Origin of the sequence: Sphingomonas sp. TZW2008 (assembly GCF_002117915.1) — a bacterium.
GTDB lineage: Bacteria > Pseudomonadota > Alphaproteobacteria > Sphingomonadales > Sphingomonadaceae > Sphingomonas.
Genome location: NZ_BDJB01000003.1, coordinates 250,129 through 263,265, shown reverse-complemented (window position 1 = coordinate 263,265; position 13,137 = coordinate 250,129). Strand labels below are relative to the sequence as shown.

The window sequence follows — 13,137 nt, the reverse complement described above, 5'->3', positions numbered from 1 at the left end:
CCGCCAGGGAGAGATTCGCCATGCAGCACGCGCACACGATCGAGGCCAATCCGCACTGGCTGCCGCTCAATCCGCCATCGTCGCTGAACGCGATTCCCGGGGAGCGCGGCTGGCCCTTCATCGGCAACACGTTCGAGGTGCTGAAGGACCCGCTCGCCTTCACCAGGAAGATGGTGGCGAAACACGGGCCGGTTTATCGCAACAACAGCTTCGGCGGCGATTCGGTCGTGCTGCTCGGGCCGGAGGCGAACGAACTCGTCCTGTTCGACAAGGACAAGAACTTCTCGTCCGAGCAGGGCTGGGGTCCGGTGCTCAACCTCGTCTTCCCGCGCGGCCTGATGCTGATGGATTTCGAGAAGCATCGCGCCGACCGCAAGGCGCTGTCGGTGGCGTTCAAGCCCGAACCGATGAAGCATTATGCCGAGGAACTGAACGCCGGGATCGCCTCGCAGGTCGGCGGCTGGGCGAACCGCCCGCTCGATTTCTACCCGACGATCAAGGCGCTGACGCTCGATCTCGCCGCCACCAGCTTTCTCGGCGTGCCGCTGGGTGACGAGGCGGCGCGGATCAATCAGGCGTTCGTCGACGAGGTCCAGGCGTCGGTGTCGCCGATCCGGACGCCGCTGCCCGGCACGTCGATGCGCAAGGGGGTGAAGGCGCGCGAATATCTCGTCGATTTCTTTACGCGTGAAATCCCTGCGCGCCGCAACGGCAGCGGGCAGGATTTCTTCTCGCAATTCTGCCGCGCGACCGACGAGAGTGGCGCGCCGCTGCCCGCCGATGCGATCGTCGATCACATGAACTTCCTGATGATGGCGGCGCACGACACGATCACGTCATCGGCAACGAGCCTCGTCATGCTTCTCGGCCGCAACGTCGCTTGGCAGGAACGGCTGCGCGCGGAGATTGCGGGGCTCGGCAGCAACGACGGGACGGTGCCGTACGGCCAACTCGATCGGCTGGTGCTGACCGAATATGCGTTCAAGGAATCGCTGCGGCTGATGCCGCCGGTGCCGTCGATCCCGCGCCGGGCGATGCGCGACTTCGAGTTCGGCGGCTATCACATTCCGGCGGGCACGTTCGTCGGCGTCAATACCGCTTACACGCATCACATGGCCGAACACTGGCCCGATCCCGAGACGTTCGATCCGATGCGCTTCTCGCCCGAAGCGTCGAAGGGCCGGCACCGCTTCGCCTGGGTGCCGTTCGGCGGCGGCGCGCATATGTGCATCGGTCTGCACTTCGCGACGATGCAGATCCGCATCCTGATGGCGCAGCTGCTGAGCCGCTATCGCATCGAGCTGACGCCGGGTGCGGGCACGGACTGGCAGATCTTCCCGATCCCCAAGCCCAAGGACGGCCTGCCGGTGCGGTTCGTACCGGTCTGACGGTATAGACCGGCGCGCCGCCAGACGCGTGGCGCCAGGATCTGGATCGGCGCTGCGCCGATCCCGATGCGCGTCAGTCCTTCTTGCGGTTGGCGAAGATTACCGCGGCGGCGACGGCGGCCGAGCCGATGCCGACCCCGAGACCGATCTTGCCGAGATCCCAACCCTTGCGATCGCGGCGCGCATCGTTGGCGGCGGTCTGATGCTGCTTCGCCGCGGCGGCGGCGGCGAGGATCTCGTTGGGTTCGTCGGACACGCTTACTCTCCGCAATCTTGGGCCGAACGTCAGCCTTTGCTCCGCTGATATCGCGCACGGAAGCCATCGGCGAACGTTTTCAGCCGCGCCCCGGCGATCGCCGCGCGCAGATCGGCCATCAGCGCCTCGTAGAAGAAGATGTTATGCTCGGTCATCAGCATCGCGCCGAGGATCTCGCCGCTGCGAACGAGGTGATGGAGATAGGCGCGGCTCCACCCGGCGCAGGTCGGGCAGCCGCAGTCGGGATCGAGCGGGCCCTGATCCTCGTTGAAGCGCGCGTTGCGGATGTTGAGCGGCCCGTCGCGCGTGAACGCCTGACCCGTGCGCCCCGAACGCGTCGGCAGCACGCAATCGAACATGTCGACCCCGCGCTCGACCGCGCCGACGATGTCGTCTGGCTTGCCGACCCCCATAAGGTAGCGCGGCCGATCCGCGGGCAGTTGGCCGGGGGCGAAATCGAGGCAGCCGAACATCGCCTCCTGCCCCTCGCCGACCGCGAGACCGCCGATCGCATAGCCATCGAAGCCGATGTCGATCAGTGCGTCGGCGCTCGCCTTGCGAAAGCCTTGGTCGAGCGCGCCTTGCTGGATGCCGAAGATTGCGTTCTGCGCGGCGTGCGCGCCTCCGGCGTCGAACGCGGCGCGGCTGCGCTTCGCCCAGCGCATCGAGCGCTCCATCGCCGCCGCCTGCACCTCGCGCGTCGACGTGGTCGGCACCAGTTCGTCAAACGCCATGACAATGTTCGAGCCGAGCAGCCGCTGGATCTCGATCGAGCGTTCGGGGCTCAGCAGATGGCGCGTACCGTCAAGGTGCGACTTGAAGGTGATGCCTTCTTCCGACCGCTTGGTCAGATCGGCGAGGCTCATCACTTGATACCCGCCCGAATCGGTAAGGATCGGCCGGTCCCAGCCCATGAAGGTGTGCAGCCCGCCGAGCCGCGCGACGCGTTCCGCCCCGGGGCGCAGCATCAGGTGATAGGTATTGCCGAGGATGATGTCTGCGCCGGTCGCCGCGACGTCAGCGGGCTTCATCGCCTTAACGGTTGCGGCAGTGCCGACGGGCATGAAGGCGGGGGTCCGGATCGTGCCGCGGTGCATCGCGATCGCGCCGGTGCGCGCCGCGCCGTCGGTCGCCTCGATGGTGAAGGCGAAGCGCTCGCTCATCGCCGGCGCGGCTTTCGGCCGGGTGGCGGCACGCGATCGTCGCCATAGGCGCGGGCGCGGATCGTCAGCAATTCGGCGCGCGTGACGGCGCCGTCCTTGTCGCGGTCGTAGCGGGTGAAGAATTCGCGCATCTTTGCCTGAAGCTCGGCCAGCGAGATGCGGTTGTCACCGTCGCTGTCGGTTTCGAACGGGCTGGGCAGCGCGTTGCGATCGCCGAGATAGCGCTCGGCCCAGTCGGCAAAGGCGATGTAGCCGAGCGTGCCTGCCTTGGCGGTGTCGATCGCGGCGAAGCTGCGACGGACACCGGCTTCCAGCTCCGCACGCGTGACGCGAGCGTCGCCGTCGGTGTCGAACGTCGCGATCAACATCGCGGCGGGTTCGAACGCCATCGTCGCAGGCGGCTGTGCCGGTGGGGGCGGGGGACCGGCCGGTTGCGGCGAGGCAGCTTGGAGCAAGAGCGAGAGGATCAGCATCGGTCAGGCGCTCTTCGACGACAGCCGCCAAGGATCACCACGGCCCGCGAGGCAGCGCGCCACTGATCGACCGGCGGTTTGAGGAGCTGCTGGATGCCCGACAAGGACTCGAACCTTGATTGACGGAGTCAGAGTCCGCTCTCTTACCATTAGAGGATCGGGCACCGGCAGGGCCGCGCCTCTAAGACGCTCCGCAGGGAAGGTCAAGCGCCCGCTTGCAGCTTGCGGCACTGCACGCTAGCTTCACTGCCAAGCACCGAACGGGCGCGATGTCCGTGACGGCAGAACATAGAATGAAAGCAACGGCACGTGGCGCAACAATCCGCCGACTTGCCGTACCGGCGCGACCCATCCCGCGCCCGTCCGGCCTCCGAGGGCCCGTCAGCGGCCCGGCTACGCCAGGGCTTCGCGCGCCATTATGCCGCGCTCGATCTGGGCACCAACAACTGCCGTCTGTTGATCGCGCGGCCGCAGGGCGATGGCTTCGCGGTGGTCGACGCCTTCTCGCGCATTGTGCGGCTGGGCGAGGGGCTGGCGACGAGCGGGCGGCTGTCCGATGCGGCGATCGAGCGCACGATCGGCGCGCTGCGGATCTGCTCCGAAAAGCTGAAGCGGCGCAACGTCACGCTGGCGCGATCGGTCGCGACCGAGGCGTGCCGGCGCGCCTCAAACGGCGCGGCGTTCATCGCCCGCGCGCATGAGGAGACGGGCATCCACCTTGACGTCATTTCGGCGGAGGAGGAGGCGCGGCTCGCGGTGCTCGGCTGCCACGTGCTGCTCGAACCGGGCAATGCGCCCGCGCTGGTATTCGATATCGGCGGCGGATCGACCGAGCTCGTCCTGATCGACACGTCGACCACCGTGCCAACGGTGATCGACTGGCATTCGGCACCATGGGGCGTCGTGTCGCTGACCGAGAGCGCCGGCGGCAGCGGCAGCGAGGGCCCGGCGGGACTTGCAGCGGTGTACGAACGGATGCGTGGGCTGGTGCGCGAGAGTTTCGCGCCGTTCACGGCGCGGCTGCCAAAGGTGGAGGGGCCGCGGCGGCTGCTCGGCACGTCGGGAACGGTGACTACCCTGGCGAGCGTCCACCTCGGGCTCGACCGTTACGATCGCGCCCAGGTCGATGGGCTGATCGCGCCCTCGGCGTCGATGCGCGCGATCAGCCAGCGACTGGCGCATCTGTCGATCGCCGAACGCGCGCTGCTGCCGTGCATCGGGCGCGAGCGTGCCGATCTCGTCGTCGCGGGGTGCGCGATCCTCGAGACGATCCTCGACCTGTGGCCGGCCGAGCGGCTCGGCATCGCGGACCGTGGGATTCGCGAGGGTATCCTGCGGCGGCTGATGGCAACGGCGCGATAGAGACTGTGACGTGAAGGATCGATCGTGAGGGATGGTGGTGGCCTGCGCACGCGAGTGAAGACCGCGCGGCGGCGTACGGCACAGTCGACGCGCTGGCTCGAGCGGCAGCTGAACGACCCCTATGTCCGCCGCGCCAAGGCGGAAGGATATCGCAGCCGCGCGGCCTACAAGCTGATCGAGCTCGATGAGCGCTTCGGATTCCTGAAGGGGGCGAAGCGGATCGTCGATCTGGGCATGGCGCCGGGCGGCTGGAGCCAGGTGGTGCGCCGGCAGGTGCCGGGATGCGCGGTGGTCGGCATCGATTTGCTGCCGGTCGATCCGCTGGACGGCGTGACGATCCTGCAGCTCGATTTCATGGACGACGATGCGCCCGACCGGCTCATCGCCGAGCTTGGCGGCGCGCCCGACATCGTTCTGTCGGACATGGCGGCGAACACCGTCGGCCACCCACAGACCGACGCGTTGCGGACGATGGGGCTGGTGGAGGCGGCGAGCGACTTCGCGATATCGGTGCTGCGCCCCGGCGGCGCGTTCGTTGCCAAGGTGTTCGCGGGCGGCGCCGATTCGACGCTGGTCGCGCTGCTCAAGAAGAATTTCATGACGGTGAAGCACGCCAAGCCGCCGGCGAGCCGCAAGGGTTCGGTGGAATGGTTCGTCGTGGCGCAGGGTTTCAAGGGACGCGCCGCGCCGGCTTTGGACGAACAGGGGTAGGTTACCGGGGCCTGATCTGCGCCGTCATCCCGCCGCCTGTTGCTGCCATCACCGATCAGGACCGAAATCGGTGGTGATCTGAATCACGAAAGCCGCAGCGTTGCCGCTGCGGCTTCGTTTGTCTTGCGTGCGCGAGCCCGCGCTCGCGACATAAGGCGAGCTAGGCTATTGCTAATCGCAGGCGTCAGCCCTCGTAGTCGGCGCCGAGGTTCTGGTTGCGCGGCGGGGCGGCGGCGGTGAGGCGCAATGCCTCGGCCGATGCCGCGAGCGAGCCGACGGCGTCGGCTTCTTCCTCGTCGTCGATCTGCACGCGCTGCAGGCTCTGGATCACCGATTCCTTGAGATCCTTCGGCTTCACCGTCTGCTCGGCGATCTCGCGCAGCGCGACGACCGGGTTCTTGTCGCGATCGCGATCGATCGTCAGTTCGGCGCCGCCCGACACCTGACGCGCGCGCTGCGCGGCGAGCAGGACCAGATCGAAGCGGTTGGGGATCTTGTCGACGCAATCCTCGACGGTGACGCGCGCCATGGACGCTTCCTTCGCAAAATACCGATAGATGAAGCGCCGCGACCTACGCGCGGGCACGCGTCAAGTCAAGGAAGTACGTGGGTTGCCGCCGCCGCGCGCGCACGCCATCACCGCCCGATGACCAGCGCCACCGCCTTCACCGTCGACGGCAACCAGCTCACGCTGCTCGCCGAGGGACCTGAGCGGCTGGCCGCGCTGCTCGACCTGATCGGCGGCGCGCGTACCTCACTGCGCATCCTTTACTATATCTACGCAGATGATGCTTCCGGGCGCCAAGTCTCGGCGGCGCTGATCGACGCGGCGCGACGTGGTGTCGTGGTTCAGCTGATCGTCGACGGTTTCGGCAGCGGTGAGGCGGCGGAGAACAATTTCTTCGACGGGATGGAGGAGGCGGGAGTCTCCGTCTGCCGGTTCGTGCCGCGTCTCGGGCGGCGCTATCTGCTGCGCAACCACCAGAAGCTCGCGCTCGCCGACGGTGAGGCGGAGACGGCGCGGATCATCATCGGCGGGTTCAACGTCGAGGACGATTATTTCGGCACCGACGAGGAGCAGGCGTGGCGTGACTTGGGGCTGCTGGTCGAGGGTCCGGCGGCGGCGCGGATGGCCGGGTATTTTGACGCGCTGGAGGCGTGGGTGCGCACGCCCAAGGCGAAGCTTCGCCGGCTCAATCGCGATCTCGCGCGCTGGAGCGAGACCGAAGGGCCGGTCCGCTGGCTGATCGGCGGGCCGACGCGGCGCCTGTCGCCCTGGGCACGCGCCGTGCGCGCCGACATGCGCCTCGCGCCGCGGATCGACATTATCGCAGCCTATTTCACGCCCAGCCCCGCCCTGTTGCGGCGGCTCGACAAGGCCGGGCGATTGCGGCGGCCGGTCCGCGTCGTCACCGCGCGCAAGTCGGACAACAACGCGACGATCGCCGCCGCGCGCTTCACCTATCGCGGGCTATTGAAGAAAGGCGTGCGGGTGTTCGAGTTCGTCCCGACCAAGCTCCACACCAAACTCTATTCGGTAGGGGACGCGACGCATATCGGCAGCGCCAATTTCGACATGCGCAGCCTGTTCATCAACCTCGAACTGATGCTGCGGATCGAGGATGCGGCGTTCGCCGCGCACGTGCGCGACTATATCGACGGCGAGATCGCGCGCTCGGAGGAGATCACGCTCGACCGCTACCTTGCCGCGACCGGGCTATGGCAGCGCACGAAGCAGTTCGTGGCCTATCTGATCGTCGGCGTCGCCGACCCGTTCCTGTCACGAAGCCTCAATTTCGGGATCGACGAATGAGCGTGCCGCACGACTTTAACCCCCGCATCGCCTGGACGGGTAATCGCGGCGACGGGACGGCGCGTTACCTGGGCTATGATCGCACGTGGTCGATCGAGACGCCGGGCAAACCGGTGGTGCGATGTTCGAACGACCCGCGGCTCGGCGGAGATCCGGCGCTGCACAATCCTGAGGATCTGCTTATCGCCGCGCTCTCGGCGTGCCACATGCTGTGGTATCTGCATCTGGCGAGCGCGGCGGGCATCGCGGTGATCGCCTATGCCGACGATCCGCTGGGGCATGGCGAGAGCACGCCCGACGGGGCGGGCCGCTTCGTCGGCGCGACGCTGCGCCCCACGATCACCGTGCCACGCGGCACGGATCTGGCGCTCGCCGATTCATTGCACGGTGAGATCGCGCCAGTGTGCTTCATTGCTCGATCGGTGAAGTTTCCGTTGCGCTACGCGGCAACCTACGTCGACGCCTGACGCGCCGACCGCGTCAGTCCTTCCAGCACCAATAGAGTTGGGCGGGCGGCACGTTCCACCATTCCATGTCGTGATCGATCCGCCCGAAGTGCGGGGCGAGGAAATCACGCACTTTGGGGCTGAACTGATAAACGAGGAACGCACCGCCGGGGCGGATCACGCGCTGCGTTGCCGCGGCGATCGCGGGGCCGACGCCCGCTGGCAGCGTCGAGAAGGGCAGGCCGGAAAGGACGAAATCGGCCGCCTCATGCCCGCGTTCGGCGACGATCGCCTCGACCTCGGCGGCCGAGCCGTGGACGGCGACGAAGCGCGAATCGACGATCGTGTGATCGAGATAACGGATGAAATCAGGGTTGGTGTCGATCGCGATCAGCGTCGCGTCCGGCGCCATCCGCTCGAGGATCGGACGGCAGAAGGTGCCGACACCCGGGCCGTACTCAACGAACACCTTGCAATTCGCCCAGTCGACCGGCGCGAGCATCTTGTCGATCAGCTTCGCCGACGAGGGGATCACCGATCCGACCATCACCGGATGTTTCAGGAAGCCGGAAAAGAACATTTGCCATGGCCCGGGGACGCCGGCGGAACGGGTTCGCGCGCGGCGCACCGCACTGGTCGAGCTTGGCATGGAGGACACGGTACTCCCGAACGATCGTCTATGGTGCCGAACGCGGCACACGTACGTCGGTTGCCATAGCGGGGTTGCACCGGCGCCCCAAGGCCCTAATCGACGGATCGATGGAGAGTGACGGGGGACAGGAGAGGCGCGGCCTGCGCGCGCGCCGACGCAGGCGCCGCGGGCAGCCGTTCGATCGGCGTTTCGCGCTGATGTTCATGGTCATGCTGACGATCGCGGCGGGCAACACCGCGCTGCAATCGGTGCTGCCGGCGCTCGGGCGCTCGCTGGGCGTCGCCGACAGCGCGGTCGCGGCGGCATTCTCCGTATCGGCGCTGTTGTGGGTGATCGCGGCGCCATTCTGGGCCAACCGATCGGATCGGCACGGGCGGCGCGTGATGATCCTGCTGGGCATGGGCGGGTTCTGCGTCAGCCTGACGACGTGCGGCGTGTTCCTCGCGGCCGGCATCAACGGCTGGATCGGGGGGACGATGGCGTTCGTCCTCTTCATTCTCGGTCGGCTGATCTACGGTACGTTCGGCTCCGCGGCGCCGCCCGCGGTGCAGGCGATGGTCGCCGGCGACACGACGCGCGAGGAGCGGACGCGCGCGCTGACGCTGCTCGCCAGCGCGTTCGGGCTCGGCACGATCCTGGGGCCGGCGATCGCCCCCTATCTGATCCTGGGGCATCTCGGCACGATCGAGGTCGGGCTGGCGGGGCCGGCGTTCGTCTTCGCGATTTTCGGCATCATCATGTTCGTCACGGTGCGCGCGATCCTGCCCGACGATCGCGGGGTGGCGAGCACGGCGCACGGTGCGGCCAACGCCTATCCGTCGATCGGCGGCCAGGCGTCGGGGGCGAGCGTGCGCGCCGCGACCGAGCCGAAGGGCGGCGCGGGCGTCAGCTATTTCGACCGGCGCATCCGCGTCTGGATGATCGCCGGGCTGGTGATGGGCCACGCGCAGGCGATGACAGGGCAGGCGATCGGCTTCCTCGTCATCGATCGCCTCGCGCTTCCGCCGGCGCAGGCTTTGGAGCCGACGGGCATCGTGCTGATGATGGGCGCGGGTGCGGCGCTGCTGGCGCAATGGGGGATCATCCCGACGCTCAACCTCGCGCCGCGCGCGCTGGTGCTGGTGGGATTGGTGCTTGCCGCGGCCGGCACCGCTATGACCGGGCTCGCGACGTCGCTCTACGGCATTGCGACCGCCTATGCGCTCGCCAGCCTTGGCTTCGGCTTTACCCGGCCTGGGTTCACCGCCGGATCCAGCCTCGCCGTCGGGCCGGCGCAGCAGGGCTCGGTCGCGGGCAAGGTGACGAGCGTCAACGGCGCGAGCTTCGTCCTTGGTCCGTCGATCGGGGTGGGACTGTACACGATGTGGCATTCGCTGCCGTATCTCGTGGCGGGCGCGGGATGCGTGCTGCTATTCCTCTACTGCTGGTTCACGCTGCGCGAGCCCGATCCGCAGGAAGTCGCGGCGTTCGACGACCCGGTGGTGTGAGTGCGCGCGAAGGTTGATGGCGGCGGCGTCACCCCCTAGACGCGCCGACCATGACCGACTCCTCTCCCAACCGCCCCGCCGGTGTCGCCGGAATCAAGAAAGTCGTGCTCGCCTATTCGGGCGGGCTCGACACCAGCGTCATCCTGAAATGGCTGCAGCAGACCTACAATTGCGAGGTCGTGACCTTCACCGCCGATCTGGGGCAGGGCGAGGAACTGGAGCCGGCGCGGCGCAAGGCGGAGATGGCAGGGGTGAAGCCCGAGCACATCTTCATCGACGACCTGCGCGAGGAATTCGTCCGCGACTACGTCTTCCCGATGATGCGGGCGAACGCGATGTACGAGGGGCTGTACCTGCTCGGCACCTCGATTGCGCGCCCGCTGATCGCCAAGCGTCAGATCGAAATCGCGCGTCAGGTCGGCGCCGATGCCGTCAGCCACGGAGCGACCGGCAAGGGCAACGATCAAGTGCGCTTCGAGCTCGGCTATTACGCGCTCGCACCCGACATCAAGGTGATCGCGCCGTGGCGCGAGTGGGATCTCACCAGCCGCAGTCGCCTGATCGAGTTCGCCGAGCAGAACCAGATCATGGTGACCAAGGACAAGCGCGGCGAATCGCCGTTCTCGGTCGACGCTAACCTTCTGCACACTTCGTCCGAGGGCAAGGTGCTCGAGGATCCGTGGGAAGAGGTGCCCGACTACGTCTATTCGCGCACGGTGAACCCGGAGGACGCGCCCGACGCACCTGAGTTCATCACGATCGATTTCGAGCGCGGCGACGGCGTGGCGGTGAACGGCGAGGCGATGTCGCCCGCGACGCTGCTCGCGAAACTAAACGATCTCGGCTGCGCGCACGGCATCGGCCGGCTTGATCTGGTCGAGAATCGCTTCGTCGGCATGAAGAGCCGCGGGATGTACGAGACGCCGGGCGGCACGATCTATCACCTGGCGCACCGCGGGATCGAGCAACTGACGCTCGACCGCGGCGCGGCGCACCTGAAGGACGAGCTGGCGGTCCGCTACGCGGAGCTGGTCTACAACGGCTTCTGGTTCTCGCCCGAGCGCGAGATGATCCAGGCCGCCGTCGATCACAGCCAAGCGAAGGTGACGGGCACCGTACGCCTCAAGCTCTACAAGGGCAGCGTATCGGTGGTCGGCCGCAAGTCGCCGCACTCGCTGTACAGCGAGAAGGTGGTGACGTTCGAGGACGATCAGGGCGCGTACGACCAGCGCGACGCCGCGGGCTTCATCAAGCTCAACGCGCTTCGCCTGCGGCTGCTCGGCCGGCGCGACGCCGAATAAGGCGTCGCATCGATTGCGATGGCGGTGGGCGGCCGTGCGTTCCCGATGCGGGACAGTCGGTTCGTCACGATCGTTGCCGTAGAGGAACGAGTTCCTATCGTGTCGCGTTCATCGACCGGTAGGGGCGTCGTACGCCCCGTCAAAGAGGGAGTTGAACGATGAAGGGTGCCGCATTCGCTGCGCTGCTGCTGGGCGCGACGACGCTCACGGCTTGTGCGAACAACCGCGACGACGTGATCGCACCGGCGCCGCCGATGGGTCCGGGCGCGCTCGCTGGAACTGTCGCGGCTGATCGCGATGGCGACGGGATCGTCGACGGCTATTACACGCCCGACGGAGCCTATGTGCCGTTCCAGGCACCGCCGTGCCCGACCCCCCCGCCGCCCCCGCCGCCGCCGACCCCGCGCGGCGAGCGAGGCTGACCTTGTCGGCCGGCCTTGCCGCGCCGGTTCGGCGCGCGGGCCGGCTGGCGCTCTGCCTGTTGTTATTGGGTTCGACGGCCGCGCTGCCAGGCGCGGCCGTTGCGCAACGGCCAGCGCAGTCCGAACCCGGCGCTGCATCGGCTGCGCCGACCAGTGCCGTCGCGCTGGCGATCCGCAACCAGGTCGGCGGCCGGCTGAAGGACTTCTACCGACAGCGCGGCTATTGGCCGCTGTGGATCGTCGACGAGACGCCTGGTCCGCAGGCGGCCGCGCTGGTCGACGTGATCGAGACGGTCGGCGTCGACGGTCTCGACCCCGAACGCTATTCGCCCGATCGGCTGCGCCGCCTGATCGATGAGGCGCGGACCGGCGATGCGCGCGCGCTCGCCTATCTTGAAATTGCGCTGAGCGGGGCGCTCGCCGATGTGGTCCGCGACATGCGCGAACCGCACGTCGAGATTCGCTATCTCGAAGAGCAGCTTGAGCCGAAGCGCGCGCGGCCCGACGAGATCCTGCGCCGCGCCGCGCTTGCCAAGTCGACGCTCGACTATGTGCGCACGCTTGGGTGGATGAGCCCGCTCTACGTCCAGTTGCGTGACGCGCTCGCCGCGACCGATCCGGGGCAGGGTGACGCGGGCGTCACCATCCCGCCCGGCGCGCTGCTGCGCCCCGGCATGGCGGACGAACGGGTCGACCTGCTGCGGTTGCGGCTTGGGCTGCCGCCGGGCGACGTGTTCGACGATGCGCTCGCGGCGCGCGTCCGCCGGTTCCAGGCGGCGCGCGGTATGCCGGCGGACGGCATGGTCGGCGCGCGCACGCTCGCCGCACTCAACGCTGGTGACGGTGCTCTCGCCTCCGATCGCAGCGCACTGCTGCGGCTCAACCTCGAACGGGCGCGACTGCTGCCCGATGCTTGGACGCGTCACGTGGTGGTCGATGCCGCCGCCGCGCGCCTATGGTATTACGGCGGCGGCGCGGAGCAGGGGACGATGCGTGTCGTCGTCGGCACGCGCGAGACGCAGACGCCGATGATGGCCGGCACGATCCGCTACGCGACGCTCAACCCGTATTGGAACGTGCCGGTCGATCTGGTGCGCAAGCGGATCGCGCCCAAGGTGGTGTCGGGCACGTCGCTCGAGCGTCAGGGATATGAGGCGCTGTCGGACTGGACCAACGACGCGTCGGTGATCCCCTCGTCCTCGATCGATTGGCGTGCGGTCGTCGCCGGCAGCGTCGAGCCGCGCGTGCGCGAGCTGCCTGGGCGCGGCAATTCGATGGGTTCGGTCAAGTTCATGTTTCCCAACGATCTCGGCATCTATCTTCACGATACGCCGCAGAAGAATTTGTTCGCCAAGCCCGACCGGCATTTCTCGAACGGCTGCGTCAGGCTGGAGGATGCGGGGCGGCTGGGACGCTGGCTGTTCGATCGCCCGCTGACGCCCGAGAGCTCCGCGCCCGAGCAGCATGTGCCGGTGCCCGATCCAGTCCCGGTCTATCTGATGTACTTCACCGCCAGCCCGATCGAGGACGGCGTCACCTACGTCGCTGACGCCTATGGCCGCGACACGCCGGCGCTCGAGCAGCTGGCGAGCCGCTGACCCGTTAACCCGCCCTCAACCATCCTCCTTCATTGCCTTGTTCCGAGCAAAAGGACGGGGCGGCA

The 13,137-nt window shown here is 67.8% G+C and carries 14 protein-coding genes and 1 tRNA gene; 9 read left to right on the top strand and 6 right to left on the bottom strand.

From position 1 onward, the window contains the following. The first annotated feature begins 20 nt into the window (after positions 1-20). Positions 21-1,388 carry a cytochrome P450 gene (locus tag B7L05_RS02910; protein WP_085808712.1) on the top strand — a complete coding sequence of 456 codons (1,368 nt, stop codon included), beginning with the start codon at positions 21-23 and terminating at the stop codon, positions 1,386-1,388. A gap of 73 nt (positions 1,389-1,461) precedes the next feature. Here B7L05_RS02910 and B7L05_RS02905 read toward each other — a convergent pair whose 3' ends face one another. From B7L05_RS02905 to B7L05_RS02890, 4 genes are all read right to left on the bottom strand, one after another. Further along, a complete protein-coding gene (locus B7L05_RS02905; protein ID WP_085808711.1) occupies positions 1,462-1,644 on the bottom strand; it encodes a hypothetical protein in 183 nt (60 codons plus the stop codon). A gap of 29 nt (positions 1,645-1,673) precedes the next feature. Further along, positions 1,674-2,807, bottom strand: coding sequence for a tRNA guanosine(34) transglycosylase Tgt (tgt, locus tag B7L05_RS02900; protein WP_085808710.1), 1,134 nt, complete (start codon positions 2,805-2,807; stop codon positions 1,674-1,676). Then, positions 2,804-3,196 (bottom strand): EF-hand domain-containing protein, encoded by a 393-nt coding sequence (locus tag B7L05_RS02895; RefSeq protein WP_307718245.1) that lies wholly within the window; start codon positions 3,194-3,196, stop codon positions 2,804-2,806. Before B7L05_RS02895 ends, tgt begins: the two co-directional genes overlap by 4 nt. A gap of 174 nt (positions 3,197-3,370) precedes the next feature. Next, positions 3,371-3,444 (bottom strand) — tRNA-Gln (locus B7L05_RS02890). A gap of 145 nt (positions 3,445-3,589) precedes the next feature. Between B7L05_RS02890 and B7L05_RS02885 the strand changes: the two genes are divergently transcribed. Both B7L05_RS02885 and B7L05_RS02880 read left to right on the top strand, forming a co-directional pair. Next, positions 3,590-4,642 carry a Ppx/GppA phosphatase family protein gene (locus B7L05_RS02885; RefSeq protein ID WP_144037093.1) on the top strand — a complete coding sequence of 351 codons (1,053 nt, stop codon included), beginning with the start codon at positions 3,590-3,592 and terminating at the stop codon, positions 4,640-4,642. A 21-nt stretch (positions 4,643-4,663) separates the two neighbouring features. Beyond that, entirely contained in the window at positions 4,664-5,353 is a 690-nt protein-coding gene (locus tag B7L05_RS02880) for an RlmE family RNA methyltransferase (RefSeq protein ID WP_085808709.1), read from the top strand. Between the two features lie 184 nt (positions 5,354-5,537). Here the strand turns inward: B7L05_RS02880 and rpoZ are convergent, their stop codons facing one another. Beyond that, positions 5,538-5,882: a DNA-directed RNA polymerase subunit omega gene (gene rpoZ / locus B7L05_RS02875; protein ID WP_085808708.1), complete on the bottom strand. Its 345-nt coding sequence runs from the start codon at positions 5,880-5,882 to the stop codon at positions 5,538-5,540. Between the two features lie 117 nt (positions 5,883-5,999). Here rpoZ and B7L05_RS02870 point away from each other — a divergent pair, with 117 nt between their 5' ends. Together B7L05_RS02870 and B7L05_RS02865 are read left to right on the top strand one after the other, a co-directional pair. Then, the gene (locus B7L05_RS02870) at positions 6,000-7,166 is read left to right on the top strand and encodes a phosphatidylserine/phosphatidylglycerophosphate/cardiolipin synthase family protein (RefSeq protein ID WP_085808707.1); all 1,167 of its coding nucleotides are present in this window, start codon (positions 6,000-6,002) and stop codon (positions 7,164-7,166) included. Further along, entirely contained in the window at positions 7,163-7,633 is a 471-nt protein-coding gene (locus B7L05_RS02865; protein WP_085808706.1) for an OsmC family protein, read from the top strand. The genes B7L05_RS02870 and B7L05_RS02865 overlap by 4 nt, the downstream gene beginning before the upstream one ends. Before the next feature lie 13 nt (positions 7,634-7,646). On the opposite strand, the gene B7L05_RS02860 is transcribed toward B7L05_RS02865, so the two are convergent. Beyond that, a complete protein-coding gene (locus B7L05_RS02860) occupies positions 7,647-8,261 on the bottom strand; it encodes a class I SAM-dependent methyltransferase (protein WP_085808705.1) in 615 nt (204 codons plus the stop codon). Positions 8,262-8,461: 200 nt separating this feature from the next. Here B7L05_RS02860 and B7L05_RS02855 point away from each other — a divergent pair, with 200 nt between their 5' ends. From B7L05_RS02855 to B7L05_RS02840, 4 genes are all read left to right on the top strand, one after another. After that, positions 8,462-9,751, top strand: a complete 1,290-nt coding sequence (locus B7L05_RS02855) for an MFS transporter (protein WP_256926577.1) — start codon at positions 8,462-8,464, stop codon at positions 9,749-9,751. A gap of 50 nt (positions 9,752-9,801) precedes the next feature. Next, a complete protein-coding gene (locus tag B7L05_RS02850; protein WP_085808703.1) occupies positions 9,802-11,052 on the top strand; it encodes an argininosuccinate synthase in 1,251 nt (416 codons plus the stop codon). Between the two features lie 158 nt (positions 11,053-11,210). Beyond that, positions 11,211-11,474: a hypothetical protein gene (locus B7L05_RS02845; RefSeq protein ID WP_085808702.1), complete on the top strand. Its 264-nt coding sequence runs from the start codon at positions 11,211-11,213 to the stop codon at positions 11,472-11,474. Positions 11,475-11,476: 2 nt separating this feature from the next. After that, positions 11,477-13,072, top strand: coding sequence for a L,D-transpeptidase family protein (locus tag B7L05_RS02840; RefSeq protein ID WP_144037092.1), 1,596 nt, complete (start codon positions 11,477-11,479; stop codon positions 13,070-13,072). Positions 13,073-13,137: the final 65 nt, after the last annotated feature.